At 38.9% G+C, this 16,572-nt stretch carries 14 protein-coding genes and 1 pseudogene; 4 read left to right on the top strand and 11 right to left on the bottom strand.

The window, feature by feature from the left end; all coding sequences use genetic code 11:
• Positions 1-17: 17 nt before the first annotated feature.
• A complete protein-coding gene (locus D7D54_RS04200; RefSeq protein ID WP_000004136.1) occupies positions 18-575 on the bottom strand; it encodes a TetR/AcrR family transcriptional regulator in 558 nt (185 codons plus the stop codon).
• Positions 576-699: 124 nt separating this feature from the next.
• Here D7D54_RS04200 and D7D54_RS04205 point away from each other — a divergent pair, with 124 nt between their 5' ends.
• Genes D7D54_RS04205 through D7D54_RS04215 form a run of 3 tightly spaced genes read left to right on the top strand, consistent with a single transcriptional unit; the run spans position 700 to position 3,345 of the window.
• Positions 700-1,545: a DegV family protein gene (locus tag D7D54_RS04205; RefSeq protein ID WP_120718874.1), complete on the top strand. Its 846-nt coding sequence runs from the start codon at positions 700-702 to the stop codon at positions 1,543-1,545.
• A gap of 57 nt (positions 1,546-1,602) precedes the next feature.
• Positions 1,603-2,775, top strand: a complete 1,173-nt coding sequence (aao, locus tag D7D54_RS04210) for an aminoacetone oxidase (protein ID WP_120718875.1) — start codon at positions 1,603-1,605, stop codon at positions 2,773-2,775.
• Between the two features lie 48 nt (positions 2,776-2,823).
• The gene (locus D7D54_RS04215; RefSeq protein ID WP_061864256.1) at positions 2,824-3,345 is read left to right on the top strand and encodes a DUF1697 domain-containing protein; all 522 of its coding nucleotides are present in this window, start codon (positions 2,824-2,826) and stop codon (positions 3,343-3,345) included.
• A 41-nt stretch (positions 3,346-3,386) separates the two neighbouring features.
• Here D7D54_RS04215 and D7D54_RS04220 read toward each other — a convergent pair whose 3' ends face one another.
• Positions 3,387-4,127, bottom strand: a complete 741-nt coding sequence (locus D7D54_RS04220) for a MerR family transcriptional regulator (RefSeq protein ID WP_120718876.1) — start codon at positions 4,125-4,127, stop codon at positions 3,387-3,389.
• A 340-nt stretch (positions 4,128-4,467) separates the two neighbouring features.
• On the opposite strand from D7D54_RS04220, the gene D7D54_RS04230 reads away from it, so the two are divergent.
• Entirely contained in the window at positions 4,468-5,808 is a 1,341-nt protein-coding gene (locus tag D7D54_RS04230; RefSeq protein ID WP_120718877.1) for a sodium-dependent transporter, read from the top strand.
• 41 nt (positions 5,809-5,849) lie between these two features.
• Here D7D54_RS04230 and manA read toward each other — a convergent pair whose 3' ends face one another.
• The 9 genes and pseudogenes from manA to D7D54_RS04275 all read right to left on the bottom strand — a co-directional run bounded on the left by manA (position 5,850) and on the right by D7D54_RS04275 (position 16,518).
• The gene (manA, locus tag D7D54_RS04235) at positions 5,850-6,794 is read right to left on the bottom strand and encodes a mannose-6-phosphate isomerase, class I (RefSeq protein WP_120718878.1); all 945 of its coding nucleotides are present in this window, start codon (positions 6,792-6,794) and stop codon (positions 5,850-5,852) included.
• Positions 6,795-7,052: 258 nt separating this feature from the next.
• Positions 7,053-7,298: pseudogene (locus D7D54_RS04240) on the bottom strand (hypothetical protein).
• Positions 7,299-7,563: 265 nt separating this feature from the next.
• A complete protein-coding gene (locus D7D54_RS04245; RefSeq protein ID WP_120718879.1) occupies positions 7,564-9,138 on the bottom strand; it encodes an ATP-binding cassette domain-containing protein in 1,575 nt (524 codons plus the stop codon).
• Between the two features lie 146 nt (positions 9,139-9,284).
• Positions 9,285-10,577, bottom strand: coding sequence for a radical SAM protein (locus D7D54_RS04250; protein ID WP_020901923.1), 1,293 nt, complete (start codon positions 10,575-10,577; stop codon positions 9,285-9,287).
• A 406-nt stretch (positions 10,578-10,983) separates the two neighbouring features.
• A complete protein-coding gene (locus tag D7D54_RS04255; RefSeq protein WP_120718880.1) occupies positions 10,984-11,331 on the bottom strand; it encodes a VOC family protein in 348 nt (115 codons plus the stop codon).
• A 58-nt stretch (positions 11,332-11,389) separates the two neighbouring features.
• Positions 11,390-13,165: a pyruvate oxidase gene (gene spxB, locus D7D54_RS04260; RefSeq protein WP_120718881.1), complete on the bottom strand. Its 1,776-nt coding sequence runs from the start codon at positions 13,163-13,165 to the stop codon at positions 11,390-11,392.
• A gap of 322 nt (positions 13,166-13,487) precedes the next feature.
• Positions 13,488-15,731, bottom strand: coding sequence for a heavy metal translocating P-type ATPase (locus tag D7D54_RS04265; protein ID WP_120718882.1), 2,244 nt, complete (start codon positions 15,729-15,731; stop codon positions 13,488-13,490).
• Positions 15,732-15,740: 9 nt separating this feature from the next.
• Complete coding sequence (locus tag D7D54_RS04270) at positions 15,741-16,112, bottom strand: cupredoxin domain-containing protein (RefSeq protein WP_020901926.1); 372 nt, start codon at positions 16,110-16,112, stop codon at positions 15,741-15,743.
• Positions 16,113-16,122: 10 nt separating this feature from the next.
• On the bottom strand, positions 16,123-16,518 hold the full coding sequence (locus D7D54_RS04275) for a CopY/TcrY family copper transport repressor (protein WP_020901927.1): 396 nt from the start codon (positions 16,516-16,518) through the stop codon (positions 16,123-16,125).
• Between the last annotated feature and the right edge of the window lie 54 nt (positions 16,519-16,572).

Consider the following 16,572-nt stretch of genomic DNA (forward strand, 5'->3'; position numbering starts at 1 on the left):
TCTTTTCTCCTTTTTCTCTATTTTTTAAAAAATGGTAAGCGTAAATCCGCAATCTTTTCAGCAGGTACCTTCATGCCATCCTTAATCCATTTTAGAAGAACAGAGACGATGGCCGAACTCCAGAAGGAATGAAGATAAGAGCTGACACCTTTTGATTTTCCATGGTATTTTTCCAGAAACTCCTGCATGGCTTGGACAAAGATTTTTTCCAGATGGTAATCCAAGGCCAACTGAATCACTCTGGCTTCCTTTCTTGCTTCTCGGAAAAGGTGAACCCAGACCAGATAAAGGTCTGTCTTTAAATCATAATGATGCAACTGTTCCATAATATTGTGGACAGTTCGTTTAAAGACGCTCTCTAAAATTTCCTCTTTGGAATCATAATTGCGGTAAAAGGCCGCACGCGAAACGCCTGCACGTTTGACCAATTCAGAAATACTAATCTTGGTCAAATCCTTTTTTTCCAAGAGCTGCAAGAGGGCTGTTTCGATGGCTTCTCTAGTTAATAAATTGGATTCTTGGTTTGATTTTCTGAGATTTTCAAGAGACTTTTCAGAGATTCTACGTTCAGACATAACATTTTCTTTCTACTTGTCACAACAGACGGATGAGGCTTTTGTTTCAAGGACTTTCATGATATAATTGTAAAAAAAGACAGAACCTTTGTCAATGTATAACTGACAAAGATGGAGAATTTCTATGACTTGGAAGATTATTACTGACTCTGGTTGTGATTATCGTCAACTGGAAGCACCAGCTATTGACACAACCTTTGTAAGTGTTCCCTTAACCATTCAAGTAGCTGATCAGGTCTTTGTTGATGATGCCAGTCTTGATATTGACCAAATGATGGAAACCATGTATGCAACTGCAGAAGCTTCAAAATCAGCTTGTCCAAGCCCAGATGACTATTTGCGAGCATTTGAAGGAGCCAAAAACATTTTCCTAGTAACCATCACTGGTACTCTTTCTGGCAGTCACAATAGTGCTCAACTAGCCAAGAATATTTATCTAGAAGACCATCCTGACACTAAGATTCATGTGATTGATAGTTTGTCTGCTGGTGGTGAGGTTGACCTACTCGTAGAAAAATTGAATGACTTGATTGACCAGGGCTTATCATTTGAAGAAGTGGTTGAAGCTATAACTGCCTATCAAGAAAAAACCAAGTTGCTCTTTGTCCTAGCTAAAGTCGACAACTTGGTAAAAAATGGCCGTTTAAGCAAGCTTATCGGTACAGTCGTTGGCCTTCTCAACATCCGTATGGTCGGGGAAGCTAGTGAAACTGGAACCCTTGAATTGCTACAAAAAGCAAGAGGAGCAAAGAAATCGATTCAGGCAGCCTATGATGAAATCATTAAAGCTGGATATGCTGGTGGCCGTATTGTCATGGCCCACCGCAATAACGAGAAATGTTGCCAACAGCTTTCAGAGCGAATTCGTGAAAATTTCCCACAGGCGGATATTAAAATTTTACCAACCTCTGGCCTCTGCAGTTTCTATGCAGAAGATGGCGGTTTGCTGATGGGATATGAAATTGATTAATTACATTCTTGACAAGAGGTGACCATCATCTCTTGTTTTTTGTGGTACAATAGAGCTATGAAACATTTTGATACTATTGTCATCGGTGGAGGTCCTGCTGGTATGATGGCTACGATTTCGAGTAGCTTTTATGGACAGAAAACCCTCCTCATCGAAAAAAATCGAAAACTTGGAAAAAAATTAGCTGGTACTGGTGGGGGACGCTGCAATGTAACTAACAACGGAACTCTAGATGACCTGCTAGCTGGTATCCCTGGGAACGGACGCTTTCTATACAGTGTTTTCTCTCAGTTTGATAACCATGATATCATCAACTTTTTTACGGAAAATGGTGTTAAACTTAAGGTTGAAGACCACGGACGCGTCTTTCCTGCTAGTGACAAATCTCGTACCATTATCGAAGCCTTGGAAAAGAAAATCACTGAGCTCGGTGGTCAAGTTGCTACTCAAACAGAAATTGTTTCGGTTAAAAAAAACGACAACCAGTTTGTCCTTAAGTCCGCGGACCAGACCTTCACTTGTGATAAACTCATTGTCACAACAGGTGGAAAGTCCTATCCTTCGACTGGTTCAACTGGTTTTGGTCACGAGATTGCCCGCCACTTTAAGCACACTATTACCGAGCTTGAGGCTGCTGAAAGCCCTTTATTGACAGATTTTCCACATAAGACCCTGCAGGGGATTTCATTAGATGATGTGACCCTAAGCTATGGCAAGCATGTCATCACTCATGATTTACTCTTTACCCACTTTGGTTTATCAGGTCCTGCTGCCCTGCGTATGTCCAGCTTTGTCAAGGGCGGAGAGGTTCTTTCACTGGATGTTTTGCCTCAACTTTCTGAGGAGGACTTGACTGCATTTCTAGAAGAAAATCGGGAAAAATCCTTGAAAAATGCCTTAAAAACTTTGCTTCCAGAACACTTGGCAGAATTTTTTGTGCCAGGCTATCCTGACAAAGTCAAACAACTGACTGAAAAGGAACGCGAACAACTTGTCCAGTCTATCAAGGGACTTAAAATTCCTGTAACTGGTAAAATGTCCCTTGCTAAGTCCTTTGTTACCAAAGGGGGCGTCAGTCTCAAGGAAATCAATCCCAAAACTCTAGAAAGTAAGCTGGTACCTGGACTCCACTTTGCTGGCGAGGTACTGGATATCAATGCCCACACGGGTGGGTTTAACATCACTTCTGCCCTCTGTACTGGTTGGGTGGCGGGATCAAACCCAATCTAAATCTGAATTATTTAATGGCTAAATCAGCCCCAAAAGAAAGGAAGTCCTTTGGAACATATTATCTTGTTAAGGGGAGTTACTCCTAATGGAAAAAATGCTATCCCTAAAATGTCTTATCTAGTAGATATCTTAACAGAAGCCGGTTTTCAACAAGTTCGAACCTATATTCAAAGTGGGAATATCATTCTTGAAAGTGATTTAGATTTAGAAGAAATACGAGAATGTGTTCATACTCTGATAAAGGAAAAAATTGGGGCCGACTTAAAAATGGTTATCAAGAACAAAAGTGATTTTAAAAAAATTGTCCAAGAAAACCCTTTTGGAGAACACTATCTTTATGACCGTATACACGTGATTTTTTATCAAGAATCTATTCAAAGCCTCCCTTTAGACAAATTGAAAATTGATTACGGTGAAGAAGAAATTTGTATTGGTAACCACTGCCTTTACCTCTATCTCCCTAGAACTGCTAAACAAAAGAAACTCCATACCAACTATCTTGAAAAGCTTTTTAATGTAGATTTGACCATGCGAAAACTAAATGTGGTAGAAAAATTATTAAGCAAATAGTGCTTGAATTTAGTAAAAATCGGAAGAATGCTCCTCCGATTTTATTTTGTCTGAGTTTGGACATAATAGGCAATCACATCTGATGTGTACTGGGCTGTTCCAGGTCCAAATTTGTCAATGTTTTCCTTAAATTCTGGGTTGTAGACGTAGCCTTTACCGATATAACCAAATACCTCAATAGAGCAGTCAAATCCATAAGTACGGATGGCTTGCAAGAGTTTAGCGGCTTCTTCTTGATTTTCGGTTGCTGTTACAGGTAGACCAGCTTGAAGATTTTGTGACAAGGCTCGAAAGACTTGATTGAAGACAGCCGTAGCTTCGTCTTCGTGACCTTTTTGGCGCTCCAGCGCTTGGTCCATGACTTCTTGTCCATATTTCTCTACCGCCTCTTGGTGGTATTTTTGATGGTCTTGGTAGTTAAATCCAGCAAATTTCTCTTGAATGCTCATTTCTCTTTCTCCTTTTTGTTCTTTAATGGTTTTTTGCAAGGTTGAAATCAAGGTATCCAGATGTTCCCTTTCTCGAGTCAAATAGTCCAACTGTCTGGTCAGATGGGGCAATAAATCTGTCCTTTCTTCCTTTAATAGCTCTGCTATTTTTTCTAAAGAAAAACCTAGATATTTGTAATAAAGAATAACCTGAAGGCGTTCCAAATCCTCCTGACTATAGGTTCGATAGCCATTTTCCGACTTTAAAGGAACCAAAAGTCCTATCTTATCGTAGTGGTGTAGGGTCTTGACAGAGACGCCCGAAAGCTGCGCAGCTTCTTTTATATGGTACATGATTTCCTCCTTATACTCAATGAAAATCAAAGAGCAAACTAGGAAGCTAGCCGCAGGCTGTACTTGAGTACGGTAAGGCGACGCTGACGTGGTTTGAATTTGATTTTCGAAGAGTATTACATTGATAGTATAACCCCTCCCCCTAGGTCAGAGTCAAGCGTTTTTGCGAAATTTTTTACTTTATCATAACGTGAAAATGGTTTTCTTGACAGACCTTAGAAAACATGATAGGATAGTCAAGTCTATCAATCAAAAGAAAGGCTCATTTTGAGTACTGATGAGGCTATTTGCCAAGGGCAGTAGCTTTTTCTTTTGTAATACTAATTTTAGGAGTTTAACTATGTCTGAAAAATCGCAATGGGGTTCTAAACTAGGCTTTATTCTAGCATCTGCTGGTTCAGCTATCGGACTTGGAGCCGTTTGGAAATTTCCCTATATGACTGCTGCTAATGGCGGTGGAGGCTTTTTACTAGTCTTTCTCATCTCCACTATTTTAATTGGTTTCCCCCTTTTGCTGGCTGAATTTGCTCTCGGCCGAAGTGCTGGTGTCTCAGCAATCAAAACCTTTGGAAAACTCGGCAAGAATAGCAAGTACAACTTTATCGGTTGGATTGGTGCCTTTGCCCTTTTTATCCTTTTATCGTTTTACAGTGTTATTGGTGGCTGGATTTTAGTCTATCTAGGCATTGAGTTTGGAAAATTGTTCCAACTTGGTGGAACGGGTGATTATGCTCAGTTATTTACTTCAATCATTTCAAATCCAGCCATTGCCCTAGGAGCTCAAGCAGCCTTTATCCTATTGAATATCTTCATTGTATCACGTGGGGTTCAAAAAGGGATTGAAAGAGCTTCGAAAGTCATGATGCCCCTGCTCTTTATCATCTTTGTTGTCATCATTGGGCGCTCTCTCAGTTTGCCAAATGCCATGGAAGGGGTTCTTTACTTCCTAAAACCAGACTTCTCTAAGCTGACAAGTGCTGGTCTCCTCTATGCTCTGGGACAATCTTTCTTTGCCCTCTCACTAGGGGTTACAGCCATGCTGACCTATGCTTCTTATTTGGACAAAAAAACCAATCTAGTCCAGTCAGGGATTTCCATCGTAGTCATGAATATTTCAGTATCTATCATGGCGGGTCTAGCCATTTTCCCAGCCATGTCAGCCTTCAATATCCAATCTGAAGGGGGACCGAGCCTGCTCTTTATCGTCTTGCCTCAGCTCTTTGACAAGATGCCTTTTGGAACCATTTTCTACATCCTCTTCCTCATGCTCTTCCTCTTTGCGACGGTCACTTCTTCTGTCGTTATGTTGGAAATCAATGTAGGCAATATCACCAATCAGGACAACAGCAAGCGTGCCAAATGGAGTGTTATTTTAGGAATTTTGACCTTTGTCTTTGGAATCCCTTCAGCCCTATCTTACAGTATTATGGCAGATGTTCATATTTTTGGGAAGACCTTCTTTGATGCTATGGACTTCTTGGTTTCCAATCTCCTTATGCCATTTGGAGCTCTCTGCCTTTCACTTTTTACAGGCTATATCTTTAAAAAGGCTCTTGCAATGGAGGAACTCCATCTTGATGAAACAGCATGGAAACAGGGACTGTTCCAAGTCTGGCTCTTCCTTCTTCGTTTCATCATTCCAATCATCATCATCGTGGTCTTCATCGCCCAATTTATGTAATCAAAAAGGACTTGAGTAATGAACTCAGGCCCTTTCTTATTTTATGGATGGCTAACAATCAATTCCAAACCTTGCCCTTCTAGAGTGCAAGCTTCAACATCACTTGGTAGGATAAAGTGGCTGCCTTTTTGGATTGGATAGTTTTTTCCATCAACAATCAGTTGACCTTGACCAGCTAAGACACTAAATAAGCTGTAATCAGCTGTCTTTTCAAAATCAACTTTTCCAGTGATTTCCCACTTGTAAACTGCAAAGAAATCATTGGATACAAGAAGAGTGGAACGCAAATCATCTGCTTTGACAGTCACAGGACGGCTATTTGCTGGCTCTCCAATGTTTAAAACATCAATTGATTTTTCAAGATGAAGTTCACGCAAGTTTCCATTATCGTCCTTGCGGTCAAAGTCATAGACGCGATAGGTGGTATCACTAGACTGTTGCGTTTCAAGAATCAAGATGCCCGCCCCGATAGCGTGCATGGTGCCACTTGGCACATAGAAGAAATCTCCAGCTTTAACTGGTACTTTGGTCAGCAAGGCATCCCAGTTCTTGTCCTCGATTTGCTGACGGAGTTCTTCTTTTGACTTGGCATTATGGCCGTAAATAATCTCTGAACCTTCATCCGCAGCGATGATGTACCAGCATTCTGTTTTTCCGAGTTCTCCTTCATGCTCTAGTCCATAGGCATCGTCTGGATGGACTTGAACACTGAGCCAGTCGTTGGCATCCAGAATCTTAGTCAACAGTGGAAATACAGGTTCTGGACGATTCCCAAACAATTCACGGTGCTCCGCATACAAAGTAGCTAGATCTGTTCCCTCGTAACGACCATTTGCCACCTTTGAAACTCCATTTGGATGAGCTGAGATGGCCCAGTACTCCCCTATTTTTTCACTTGGGATGTCATAGCCAAACTCATCGCGTAGCTTGGTTCCACCCCAGATTTTTTCTTGCATAACTGATTGTAAAAATAATGGTTCTGACATCTTGATCTCCTGTCTGATTTTTCTCCCCTCATTATAGCAAAAAAAGAGTTCGAATTGAACTCTTTTTCACATCTTATAAAGTAGGGAGAAGATTTTATAAAAATAGTAACGATATACTTTTTTCTTTGATAGAGATGAACATAAAAGACTCTTGTAAAGCTAGCTGTCACTGGACTTTTTCACTCAACTCTCATTCAAAAATTACTTTAATGAAGCATCTATTTTCATAAACGAACAAAACTGAAACCAGTCTTCTTTTTAAATCAAAGCTGTAATAGCCGTCACAAGGCCAAAAACAATACCTGGAGCATTGGCAGGAGCAAGGGGAATATCTCTTTCTTTCTTGAAAAGACCGTAGTAAATCTAAGGACTACAGTTGATGGCAGCAACCAAGGTCTGGATGAAATTTCCTTTTTGACCAACCAGATTGTTCATAATTTGTAGGAAGTAAGACACATACATCATAACAGACATGAAGGTCGCTACCCAACCCGAAACTTTCATTTTTTTTCGGATATTTTCAAAACCTCTTTTATTCTTTTATGCTTTTTATTTTATAATATGATGCAAAAACAAGTAAGAGTTTGAGAGTTTTGTTATAAAAATGTAAACTATTACAATCTTGTGATAAGAAAAAAGAGTGAAGTTAGGAAAAGTATATATAATCAGAAAAACACATATTATCATGTATTGAAAAATCTTGATACTGGGTGTTTTATTGCTGAAATATTTACTTTATTTTCTGATAAAACTAACTTTTAAGCCAGAATCAATATTTTCCTAAATCTACAACTTGTTGATATCTACTTTCATCATCAATATGATGGGCAATTTCTAACATCATAACAGGAAGTGAAAATAGTAGTTCATGTACCATGATGGCGTTTTCTTTATCTAGGGTTGCGGTCACTTCATCAGCCAATAACAGATTTTTTTTACGAAGAAGAAAACGTGCCAATTCAATCCTTACTCTTTGTCCCCCAGAAATATTCTCCCCGTTATTTTTGATAATAAAATCCATCCCACCCGTCAATTCAAAATCTAGTTTGACTTGTTTCAAAACAGCAAGCAACTCTTCCTCAGAAAATTCTTGTCCTAAGGTCAAATTATAACGCACTGTATCGTTAAAGAGAAATGGATGTTGGCTAATAATTCCTATACTGGATACAAAACTTGATGTACATTCATTAACAGTTGTCACACCGATAATTTCTCCCTCATCTGCTATTTCTTCTCCAGTAATGAGTCGAAACAAGGTTGACTTACCACAACCACTCGGTCCTTTGATTAAAACTTTCTGACCTGCTTGAACATCCAAATTTAGATGAGTAAAAAGTTGTCTGTCACCATAGGATTTACTTAAATTTTTAATGTGCAGAGCATTCAATTCTTGCGCATCTTTTTTATCTATCTGTTTTACATCTTCAATTTCTAATACTCCAAAAATCTTATCTGCTGTCGTTTTTGCCCCTTGTATATCTACAGCATCATACATAATAGTCTGAATAGGGCTCACTAGCTGACCTGCTGCGATATACATAGCAACAAGACTTGCCACTGACACTTTCTGCCCAGCCATAGCAAAGTAAAAACCTAAAACAAGTGGTAAAACTTGGCTTAAAAAGACCATGAAACCGTTGCAAAAGAAAATTATATTATGGGTAAAGCAAAATTTTTGAATGGCTAGTTGATAATTTCGATTAATCTTCCAAAATCTGTTCTGATTTTCAGAAATTGCTTGGTTCATGAGTAGAGTATATGCTCCTCGGATACTATCAGATACTTGATTATGCACTTCTACTCTGCCTTGTGCCATATCATCACCAGTATGTTTGAGTCTTTTATTCATCAAGAACTGAGGAATAGGACGTAAAATAGTGAAAAAGACAAAAATACTACCTAGTAACAAATTTTGCGAAATAATATAAATCGCTGTTAGTAATGCTACAAAACTCCAGCAAATGATATTGACGTATTTTTCTAAGTAATTATCCCCCAAATACTCCATATCTTGTGTGAGCATGGTGATTTTTTCATCTTCATTAAAATCTTTATTTATCATCAGCTTGTCAAATAAATCTGCCCTCATATTCATTTGAATTTCACGTCTAAAAACATTATGTGTATGATTACAAAAGAGCATTAAGCTATACAAGACGAAGTATACTGTAAAGCCAAAAATAGCAAACTGTATGATTTTAGAATAAGTCAGTTCTCCTTGATTTAAGGACAAGGCTTGTGAGACGACTAAGGGTTGAGCAAGAGCTAAACCTCCATTTGCCAGTGCACCGATGATAGTATAAAACTTCGTTTTCTTATCCAGATAGTGAAATATTTTATTCATAATGCCCTCCTAGAAAAAGAGAGAGGCTAGCACTCCTCTCCATTTTTACTATATAAACTTAACAAATATTACAATTATTGCTTACAACTTCAGGTTTTTTTACAACCTTTTTGTTTTTCTTGATAGACATTTTTGCTTACCCCTCTCTAGTCCACATCTAAAATATCTTCATAGCATCCAGAAATAGCATAAAGTGCTAGATTTTTACGAATTTTCTCTTGCATATTCTTACAAATCACAGAAGAGCTTAATTCCGTAATATGCTTGGCTATTGGACAAAAGCCTGATTTACAAATCAAAACAAAGGGACATGTTTTACAATCTTCTCTAACAGATAAAAACCATCCTTTCATTTTATCTTTGTTAATCAATCCAGTATTGATATTTCCAAAAACATTTTGATTATCGTACAAAGCAACTGTACATGCTTGTACAATACCTCTAACATTAAACATATAGTGATTTAAACGATTGGCATAACAAGAAAAGGAATTGTGAACCACAATGCTTGGCAAAGATAGATGGTACCCCAAATCAACTGCTTTCTTAGAAATACCAAAACTCATATCATTTTTAAATACTGTAACACAGTCGTCTTTAGAACGATCTCCTTGTCCCCAGTTACCAATATTATGATATAGAAGAAAAAATCTATCATCATTTTTAAAGTAACGACCATCATTTAATAGAAATGATTCCATATGGTCATAATTTTCCTTCGATATATTGAATCTTAACGTACAAATAAAATCTAAATCACTATCCTTCATTTTATGAAGATTGTCTAAAATTCGCGCATAGGAACCTTTTTGATTTTTTAACACACGTTGAGAATCATGACTCTCTCCATCACCATCAATAGTAATCTGAAAATTAGTAACATCATACTCTCTTACTAATTTTTCAAATTTGGAAGATGTTAACAAAAATCCATTAGTAGTAATACTTGCTGAATACGTTATTCCAAATCGCTCACAAATTTTCAAAAATTCTAGTGAAAGCCGTTGAATTGTTTTATAGCCTAACAGAGGTTCTCCACCAAACCATGCTATCCTTAGGAAATGATATTGAGAATTACTCAATTTTTCTTCAGCAAATTTCAAAATAGCATTTTCTGTTTCAATAGACATTCCAATATTTTTAAAGTGTTCATAACAATACTTACATCGAAAATTACAATCTCCATGAGTAAGAATTGTAAACTCTAGTATCTCATTATTCCTATCTTCTATCTGTTTTAAATATTTGTTTACCTCATTGTCTTCAAGTAAATATCTATTCTCTTCCAAATAGGCAATATATTCACTTCCCGTTGTTTTATTTTCTTTTATATTCTTCTTCAATTCATTCGTAATTAAAAATGAATGATTATTTTTGGTATTAAAATATACACTACCATCTTCAGTATCATACCTTAAGACATATCGTGATAATTTCATATTACCACCTCTTTATTCTTTGATTTCTTTAAATATATTATATACCTATTAAGATAATAATTCAATAAAAAGTCAGAAAATTAGAAAAGTTCTACATTTTAATAATTTTCAATCTAGTATAAACTAATTTCAAATACCCTTATCTACTATACATGCCGTACTGTCACATTTCTATTCGTAGAGACACAATCTCGCTATTCCTTCCTCTGATGATTCTTATGTCCAGCGTCATACTTAAAACGATCTATCACGAGACTGTTTTAATTCATTACCTCACGATAGTCAAGCTCAGAAGTTACTATTAAATTTACCTAAAAAAGACCGGATTGCTCCGATCTTTCAATAGTTCATATTCTCACATTCTGTTTTAAGAATAGTTAAGGTTATCTTCAAATGACTAAGCCCCTTATTTCATACGATAAAAATCAAGCACTAGACCAGCAGGACCTTTAACTAATAAGGACTCTGTTCCCCAATCCGTTTCACAAGGACCGTGTAAAATCTCGACACCTCTCTCTTTTAAACGTTGGTAATTCTGCTCTAGATCCTCAATCTCAATGTGAAGAATGATACCTGACTGAAAATCTTCCAAAGGAATCAAATGATTTTGGGACAACATTAGACAATGACTGCCAATCGTGAACTGAGCAAAGCCTTGATCAACATAATCTGCCTGTTTATCCAAAATACGCTCCAAGTCAGCACAGACTTGGGGAACATTTGAAACGATAATATCTAATTGATTTAAATTCATTTACTATCCTCCATAAAAAGACCGGATTGCTCCGATCTTTTTAAGTTCCACGAAGGAATTATTTAATTGCGCGTGATTGCAATCCTTCTTCTTCCAAGAAGAGACGGAATGGTACGAGTTCTTCTGCTTCGTATTTTTCCTTGAAGGCTTTGATTGCTTCTTCTGAGTGAAGTTTTGGATCCAATTCAAGTACTTCTACTGGAAGTGGACGGTGTGGAGTGATGCGAGCATCGATAACAACAGTTTTACCTTCTTTGTTCAATTTAACAGCTTCTGCAACAACTGCATCGATATCTTCGATACGGTTTACTGTAAATCCAACAGCTCCTTGAGCTTCAGCAATTTTAGCGTAGTCAGCGTTTGTGAAGTCACAACCAAACAAGTGTTTGTTTGTGTCTTCATATTTGTCCTTGATGAAGGCATATTTATCATTTGAGAAGACAACGTTGATAACTGGAAGGTCGTATTGAACGTTTGTGATAACGTCTGGGTAGCACATGTTAAATGCTCCATCACCCATGATGTTCCATACTTGGCGATCTGGATTGTCTTTCTTAGCAGCGATACCACCAGGAAGGGCAATACCCATTGTCGCAAAGAGTGGAGATGTACGCCACATGTTCTTAGGTGTCATGTGAAGGTGACGAGTAGATGTTTGAGTAGTGTCACCTACGTCGATTGAATAGATAGCGTCTTGATCAGCATGTTTGTTGATTGCATTGTAAACTTGATACAATTGCAATTCACCCTCAGTTTTACCTTCGAGTTTGTTCATGTAATCACGCCAGTTTTGGTTATTCTTAACGTTTGCACGCCACCATGGAGTAGATTCAACTGGATTCACTTTGTCAAGGATTGCTTTCGCTGCTTGACCTGCATCACCAAGGATTGAAGCGTCTAGGGCATGACGTTTACCAAGTTTGTAAGGGTCGATATCGACTTGGATGAATTTTTCAGTATTCTTGAATGCTTCGTAAACTTCAGCAAATGGGAAGTTTGAACCAAGGAAAAGAACTGTGTCTGCTTCAAAGACCACTTCGTTGGCTGGTTTCCAACCAACACGGTAAGCAGAACCAGTCAAACCTTCATAGTTCCATTCGAAAGCTTCAAAGTTTTTACCAGTTGTGATGATTGGTGCTTTGATTTTACGTGACAATTCAGTGATTACTTCACCAGCTTTAACACCACCGTAACCAGCATAGATAACTGGACGTTCAGCATTGTTCAAGATTTCAACAGCTTTGTCGATTTCAACTTCGTTCAAAGCAGGAGCGATGAATGAACGCTCGTATGAACCTGATCCATAGTATGAGTTTTCGTCGATTTCTTGGAAACCGAAGTTTACTGGGATTTCAACAACAGCTGGACCTTTTTTAGAAACTGCAGCACGGCAAGCTTCGTCAATAACTTTTGGCAATTGCTCAGCGTAAGCTACACGTTTGTTATATACAGCGATACCGTTGTACATTGGGTTTTGGTTCAATTCTTGGAAAGCATCCATGTTGAGTTCGTTAACTGGACGTGATCCAAGGATTGCTAGGAATGGAGTGTTATCCATAGCTGCATCGTAAACACCGTTAATCAAGTGAGTCGCACCTGGACCACCTGAACCAACTGCAACCCCGATTGAGCCGCCGAATTTAGCTTGCATAACCGCTGCAAGAGCACCTGTTTCTTCATGGCGAACTTGCAAGAAGCGGATATCTTTGTCTTCAGCCAAAGCGTCCATCAATGAGCTGAGTGTTCCTGATGGGATACCGTAGATTGTGTCTACGCCCCATGTTTTCAATACATTAAGCATTGCTGCAGATGCAGTAATTTTCCCTTGAGTCATAATGATAACTCTCCTTCAAATATTTTTAAATCTACTAAAAAAGGTTTCATATAGTTTTTGAAAACGTTTCAGTAAATTTTTACAATACTAATTTATCACATTTATTTTGACTTTACTAAGAATCTGCTCAGAAGTTTTTATTCTCTATTACAGTACAGTTTGAAAACGTTTTTAGTTTCTGTTTTATAATACTCAATGAAAATCAAAGAACTAACTAGAAAGCTAGCCGCAGGTTGCTCAAAACACAGCTTTGAGGTTGCAGATAAAGCTGACGTGGTTTGAAGAGATTTTTGAAGAGTATAAAAAGCGAGCAAGCCCGCTTTTAATCTATTTTACTAAAGTTTAGTAAGAGTGAACTAGTCAGAACAGATACAGAACTAAAGGCCATGGCTAGACCAGCTAGTTCTGGATTGAGGGCCAGTCCAACACCAGAAAAGACTCCTGCTGCAATCGGAATTCCGGCGACATTGTAGATAAAGGCCCAGAAAAGATTGAGCAGAATTCGATTAAAGGTTTTCTTACTCATGTCAAAGGCACGAACCACGCCTAGGAGGTTATTGGTTGTCAACACCAAATCTGCTGACTCGATAGCGATATCCGTTCCAGCTCCCATAGCAATCCCCACATCTGCTACACTAAGGGCAGGAGCGTCATTGATACCGTCCCCAACAAAGGCTACTTTGCCAGCCGCTTGTAGTTTATGGATTTCATGAGCTTTTTCTTCTGGCAAGACACCTGCAATGACCTCTTCGATTCCGATTTGATCGGCAATAGCACGCGCCACACCAGCATTGTCTCCTGTCAGCATGACTGTTTTAAGACCTCGTTTTTTCAACTGACTGATGGCAAGCTTAGCATTTTCCTTAGGAATATCTTGCAGAGCAAGCAAGCCTTTGATTTCATTGTCCACAGCCAAGAACACAACTGTCTTAGCTTCTTTTTCTAGTTCTTCTAGTTTTTCTTGATAAGTTCTAGAAATATCCATGCCATCCAGCATTTTAGCATTTCCAAGCAGAACTTGTTTTCCATTGATTTGCCCTGAGACACCTTTTCCGTGCAAGGCTTGGAAATTTTCAACAGTTTGAAACTCAAGTCCAGCTTCACTCGCTCGTTTCACAACGGCTTCAGCCAGTGGGTGTTGAGAAGCTTCTTCCAAGGATGCTGCCAATCCAAGAACCTCTTCCTCATCGCCGATAATATCTGTGACCACTGGTTTTCCTTCTGTCAAAGTCCCTGTCTTATCAAAGACAATAGTTTGGACTTTCTGGATTTCCTGTAAGACAGTTCCATTTTTGAGGAGAACTCCCATCTTGGCACTGCGTCCTGTCCCTACCATAAGGGCTGTCGGTGTTGCGAGACCCAAGGCACAAGGGCAGGCGATAATCAAAACAGCCACCCCATAAAGAAGAGAAGAGACAAAACTCGCTCCAAGCACGACTACACTATCCCTAAGCAAGACAAACCAAACCCAAAAGGTCACGATTCCCAAAATAACAACTGCTGGGACAAAAATCCCTGAAATTTTATCTGTCAAGTCCTGAATCGGCGCACGACTGGTTTGAGCTTTCTTCACAAAATCCACAATCTGAGCCAAAACAGTCTCTGAGCCAACTTTTTCTGCCTTAAAAACAAGCGTTCCACTATTATTGATGGTTGAGCCAATGACAGTATCTCCAACTGTCTTGTCCACAGGCAGACTCTCACCTGTCACCATGGATTCATCAATACTGGACACACCTTCTACTACAACCCCATCAACTGCAATCTTCTCACCGGGACGCACTCGAATCAGGTCGCCTACCTTGACTTGGTCCAAGGGAACTTGAACATAGCTATCCTCACGCAAAACTTCTGCAGTTTTAGCCTGCAAGTCAAGTAATTTCTCCACAGCTTGTGAAGTATTTTTCCGCATTTTCTCCTCAAAAACGGCTCCCATAAGAACGAAGAAGAAGATAAATGCAGCACTTTCAAAGTAAACGGGGAGACCAGCGAAGAGGGCAACTAAGCTATAGAAATAGGCCACTAGGGTTCCCAGAGCAACCAAGGTATCCATGTTGGCATTGTGCTTTTTAAAACTAGCCCAAGCACTTTGGATATAAGGACCACCTGCTACTAGCATAATCGGTGTTGTGGCTAAAAAGGTGCCCCAACGCATGACTTGGTGACTAATTCCTCCTGTCGACATCCCAATCATGAGAATCACAAGAGGCACAGTAAAGATACTAGTAATCCAAAAACGCTGTAAAAGTGATAGAGATTTTCGAGTCTTCTCAACAACTGTATAACTTCCCTTTTGCATCTTCATGCCACAAGAAAATTCATGTTGGCCTAATTCTTGAGGTGTAAAACGAATTGTCTTCTCTTCATCCACGCCGATTGGTTCCAAGATGTCTTCTTCTTCAAACAGAATTTCCTTATAACAGTTTGAAGGTGTCACACGGTGAAAGATGATCTCAGCAGGAACTCCTTTTTGCAGTTGAATGTGGGCTGGATGGTAGCCTTTGTCTGCCGTGATACGGATTTTTTGAACACCATTTTCAAGACTTGCTTTTACAATTTCAGTCATATCATTCTCCTATTCTACAATCATCTTGCCGTGCATCATATTCATGCCACAAGAGAAACCATACTCTCCAGCCTGCTCAGGCGTGATTTCCACTACATACTCTTCACCCATAGGCAGGTCCGCATGTACACCAAAATCTGGAAAAACAATTTGGTCCAGACAAGGTGAAGGGTCCTTACGGTCAAAGACAATGCGGGCTGGCACTGATTTCTTGAGGATAATCAACTCAGGCGTATAGCCCCCCATGACCTCCACTCGAATCTCTTGGTAGCCGTTTTTTTGCTGGGCCTTTTGCCCAGATTTTTCAGGCTTTTTGAAAAACCAAAACCAGATAAAGGCGATAAGGGCAATACAAACAATGGTTACAATACTATTTAACATGATGTCTCCTTTACATACAATTACATCTTACTTCTGTTACAGCACTTGACTTTTTCTCTGAAATCACTGCTTCTAAGTCAACCAAGTCAGCCTGAGTAAAATCACATTCAGCAATCAAATCAGCCAACAAGTTCTTAATCCTACGAGAACAAACCTTGTCCTTGATATCTTGGACAAGTAAATCCCGACTTTGGTCCAAAGTTAAAAGGGCTGAATAAACAAAAGACTTACCTTCTTTTTTCCGAGTCAAACACTCTTTCTCAACCAAACGAGCCAAAAGAGTTTGAATGGTCGACTTGGACCAGTCGAACCGCTCCGCCAGAACCCTGATCAAATCCGTACTAGTCTGCTCTCCTTGCATCCAAATAATCTTCATGACCTGCCATTCTGCATCTGAAATCTGCATAATCACACCTCCTAAATCTACATTTGTCAATTACAATTATCAGTATACCTTAAA

Source organism: Streptococcus chosunensis (assembly GCF_003626515.1).
Taxonomy (GTDB): Bacteria; Bacillota; Bacilli; order Lactobacillales; family Streptococcaceae; genus Streptococcus; species Streptococcus chosunensis.

Excerpts from the sequence above, each read along its gene's own strand:
- D7D54_RS04200 (WP_000004136.1), bottom strand. The coding sequence starts at position 575 with ATGTCTGAACGTAGAATCTCTGAAAAGTCTCTTGAAAATCTCAGAAAA.
- D7D54_RS04205 (WP_120718874.1), top strand. The coding sequence starts at position 700 with ATGACTTGGAAGATTATTACTGACTCTGGTTGTGATTATCGTCAACTG.
- aao (WP_120718875.1), top strand. The coding sequence starts at position 1,603 with ATGAAACATTTTGATACTATTGTCATCGGTGGAGGTCCTGCTGGTATG.
- D7D54_RS04220 (WP_120718876.1), bottom strand. The coding sequence starts at position 4,127 with ATGTACCATATAAAAGAAGCTGCGCAGCTTTCGGGCGTCTCTGTCAAG.
- D7D54_RS04230 (WP_120718877.1), top strand. The coding sequence starts at position 4,468 with ATGTCTGAAAAATCGCAATGGGGTTCTAAACTAGGCTTTATTCTAGCA.
- manA (WP_120718878.1), bottom strand. The coding sequence starts at position 6,794 with ATGTCAGAACCATTATTTTTACAATCAGTTATGCAAGAAAAAATCTGG.
- D7D54_RS04245 (WP_120718879.1), bottom strand. The coding sequence starts at position 9,138 with ATGAATAAAATATTTCACTATCTGGATAAGAAAACGAAGTTTTATACT.
- D7D54_RS04250 (WP_020901923.1), bottom strand. The coding sequence starts at position 10,577 with ATGAAATTATCACGATATGTCTTAAGGTATGATACTGAAGATGGTAGT.
- D7D54_RS04255 (WP_120718880.1), bottom strand. The coding sequence starts at position 11,331 with ATGAATTTAAATCAATTAGATATTATCGTTTCAAATGTTCCCCAAGTC.
- spxB (WP_120718881.1), bottom strand. The coding sequence starts at position 13,165 with ATGACTCAAGGGAAAATTACTGCATCTGCAGCAATGCTTAATGTATTG.
- D7D54_RS04265 (WP_120718882.1), bottom strand. The coding sequence starts at position 15,731 with ATGACTGAAATTGTAAAAGCAAGTCTTGAAAATGGTGTTCAAAAAATC.
- D7D54_RS04270 (WP_020901926.1), bottom strand. The coding sequence starts at position 16,112 with ATGTTAAATAGTATTGTAACCATTGTTTGTATTGCCCTTATCGCCTTT.
- D7D54_RS04275 (WP_020901927.1), bottom strand. The coding sequence starts at position 16,518 with ATGCAGATTTCAGATGCAGAATGGCAGGTCATGAAGATTATTTGGATG.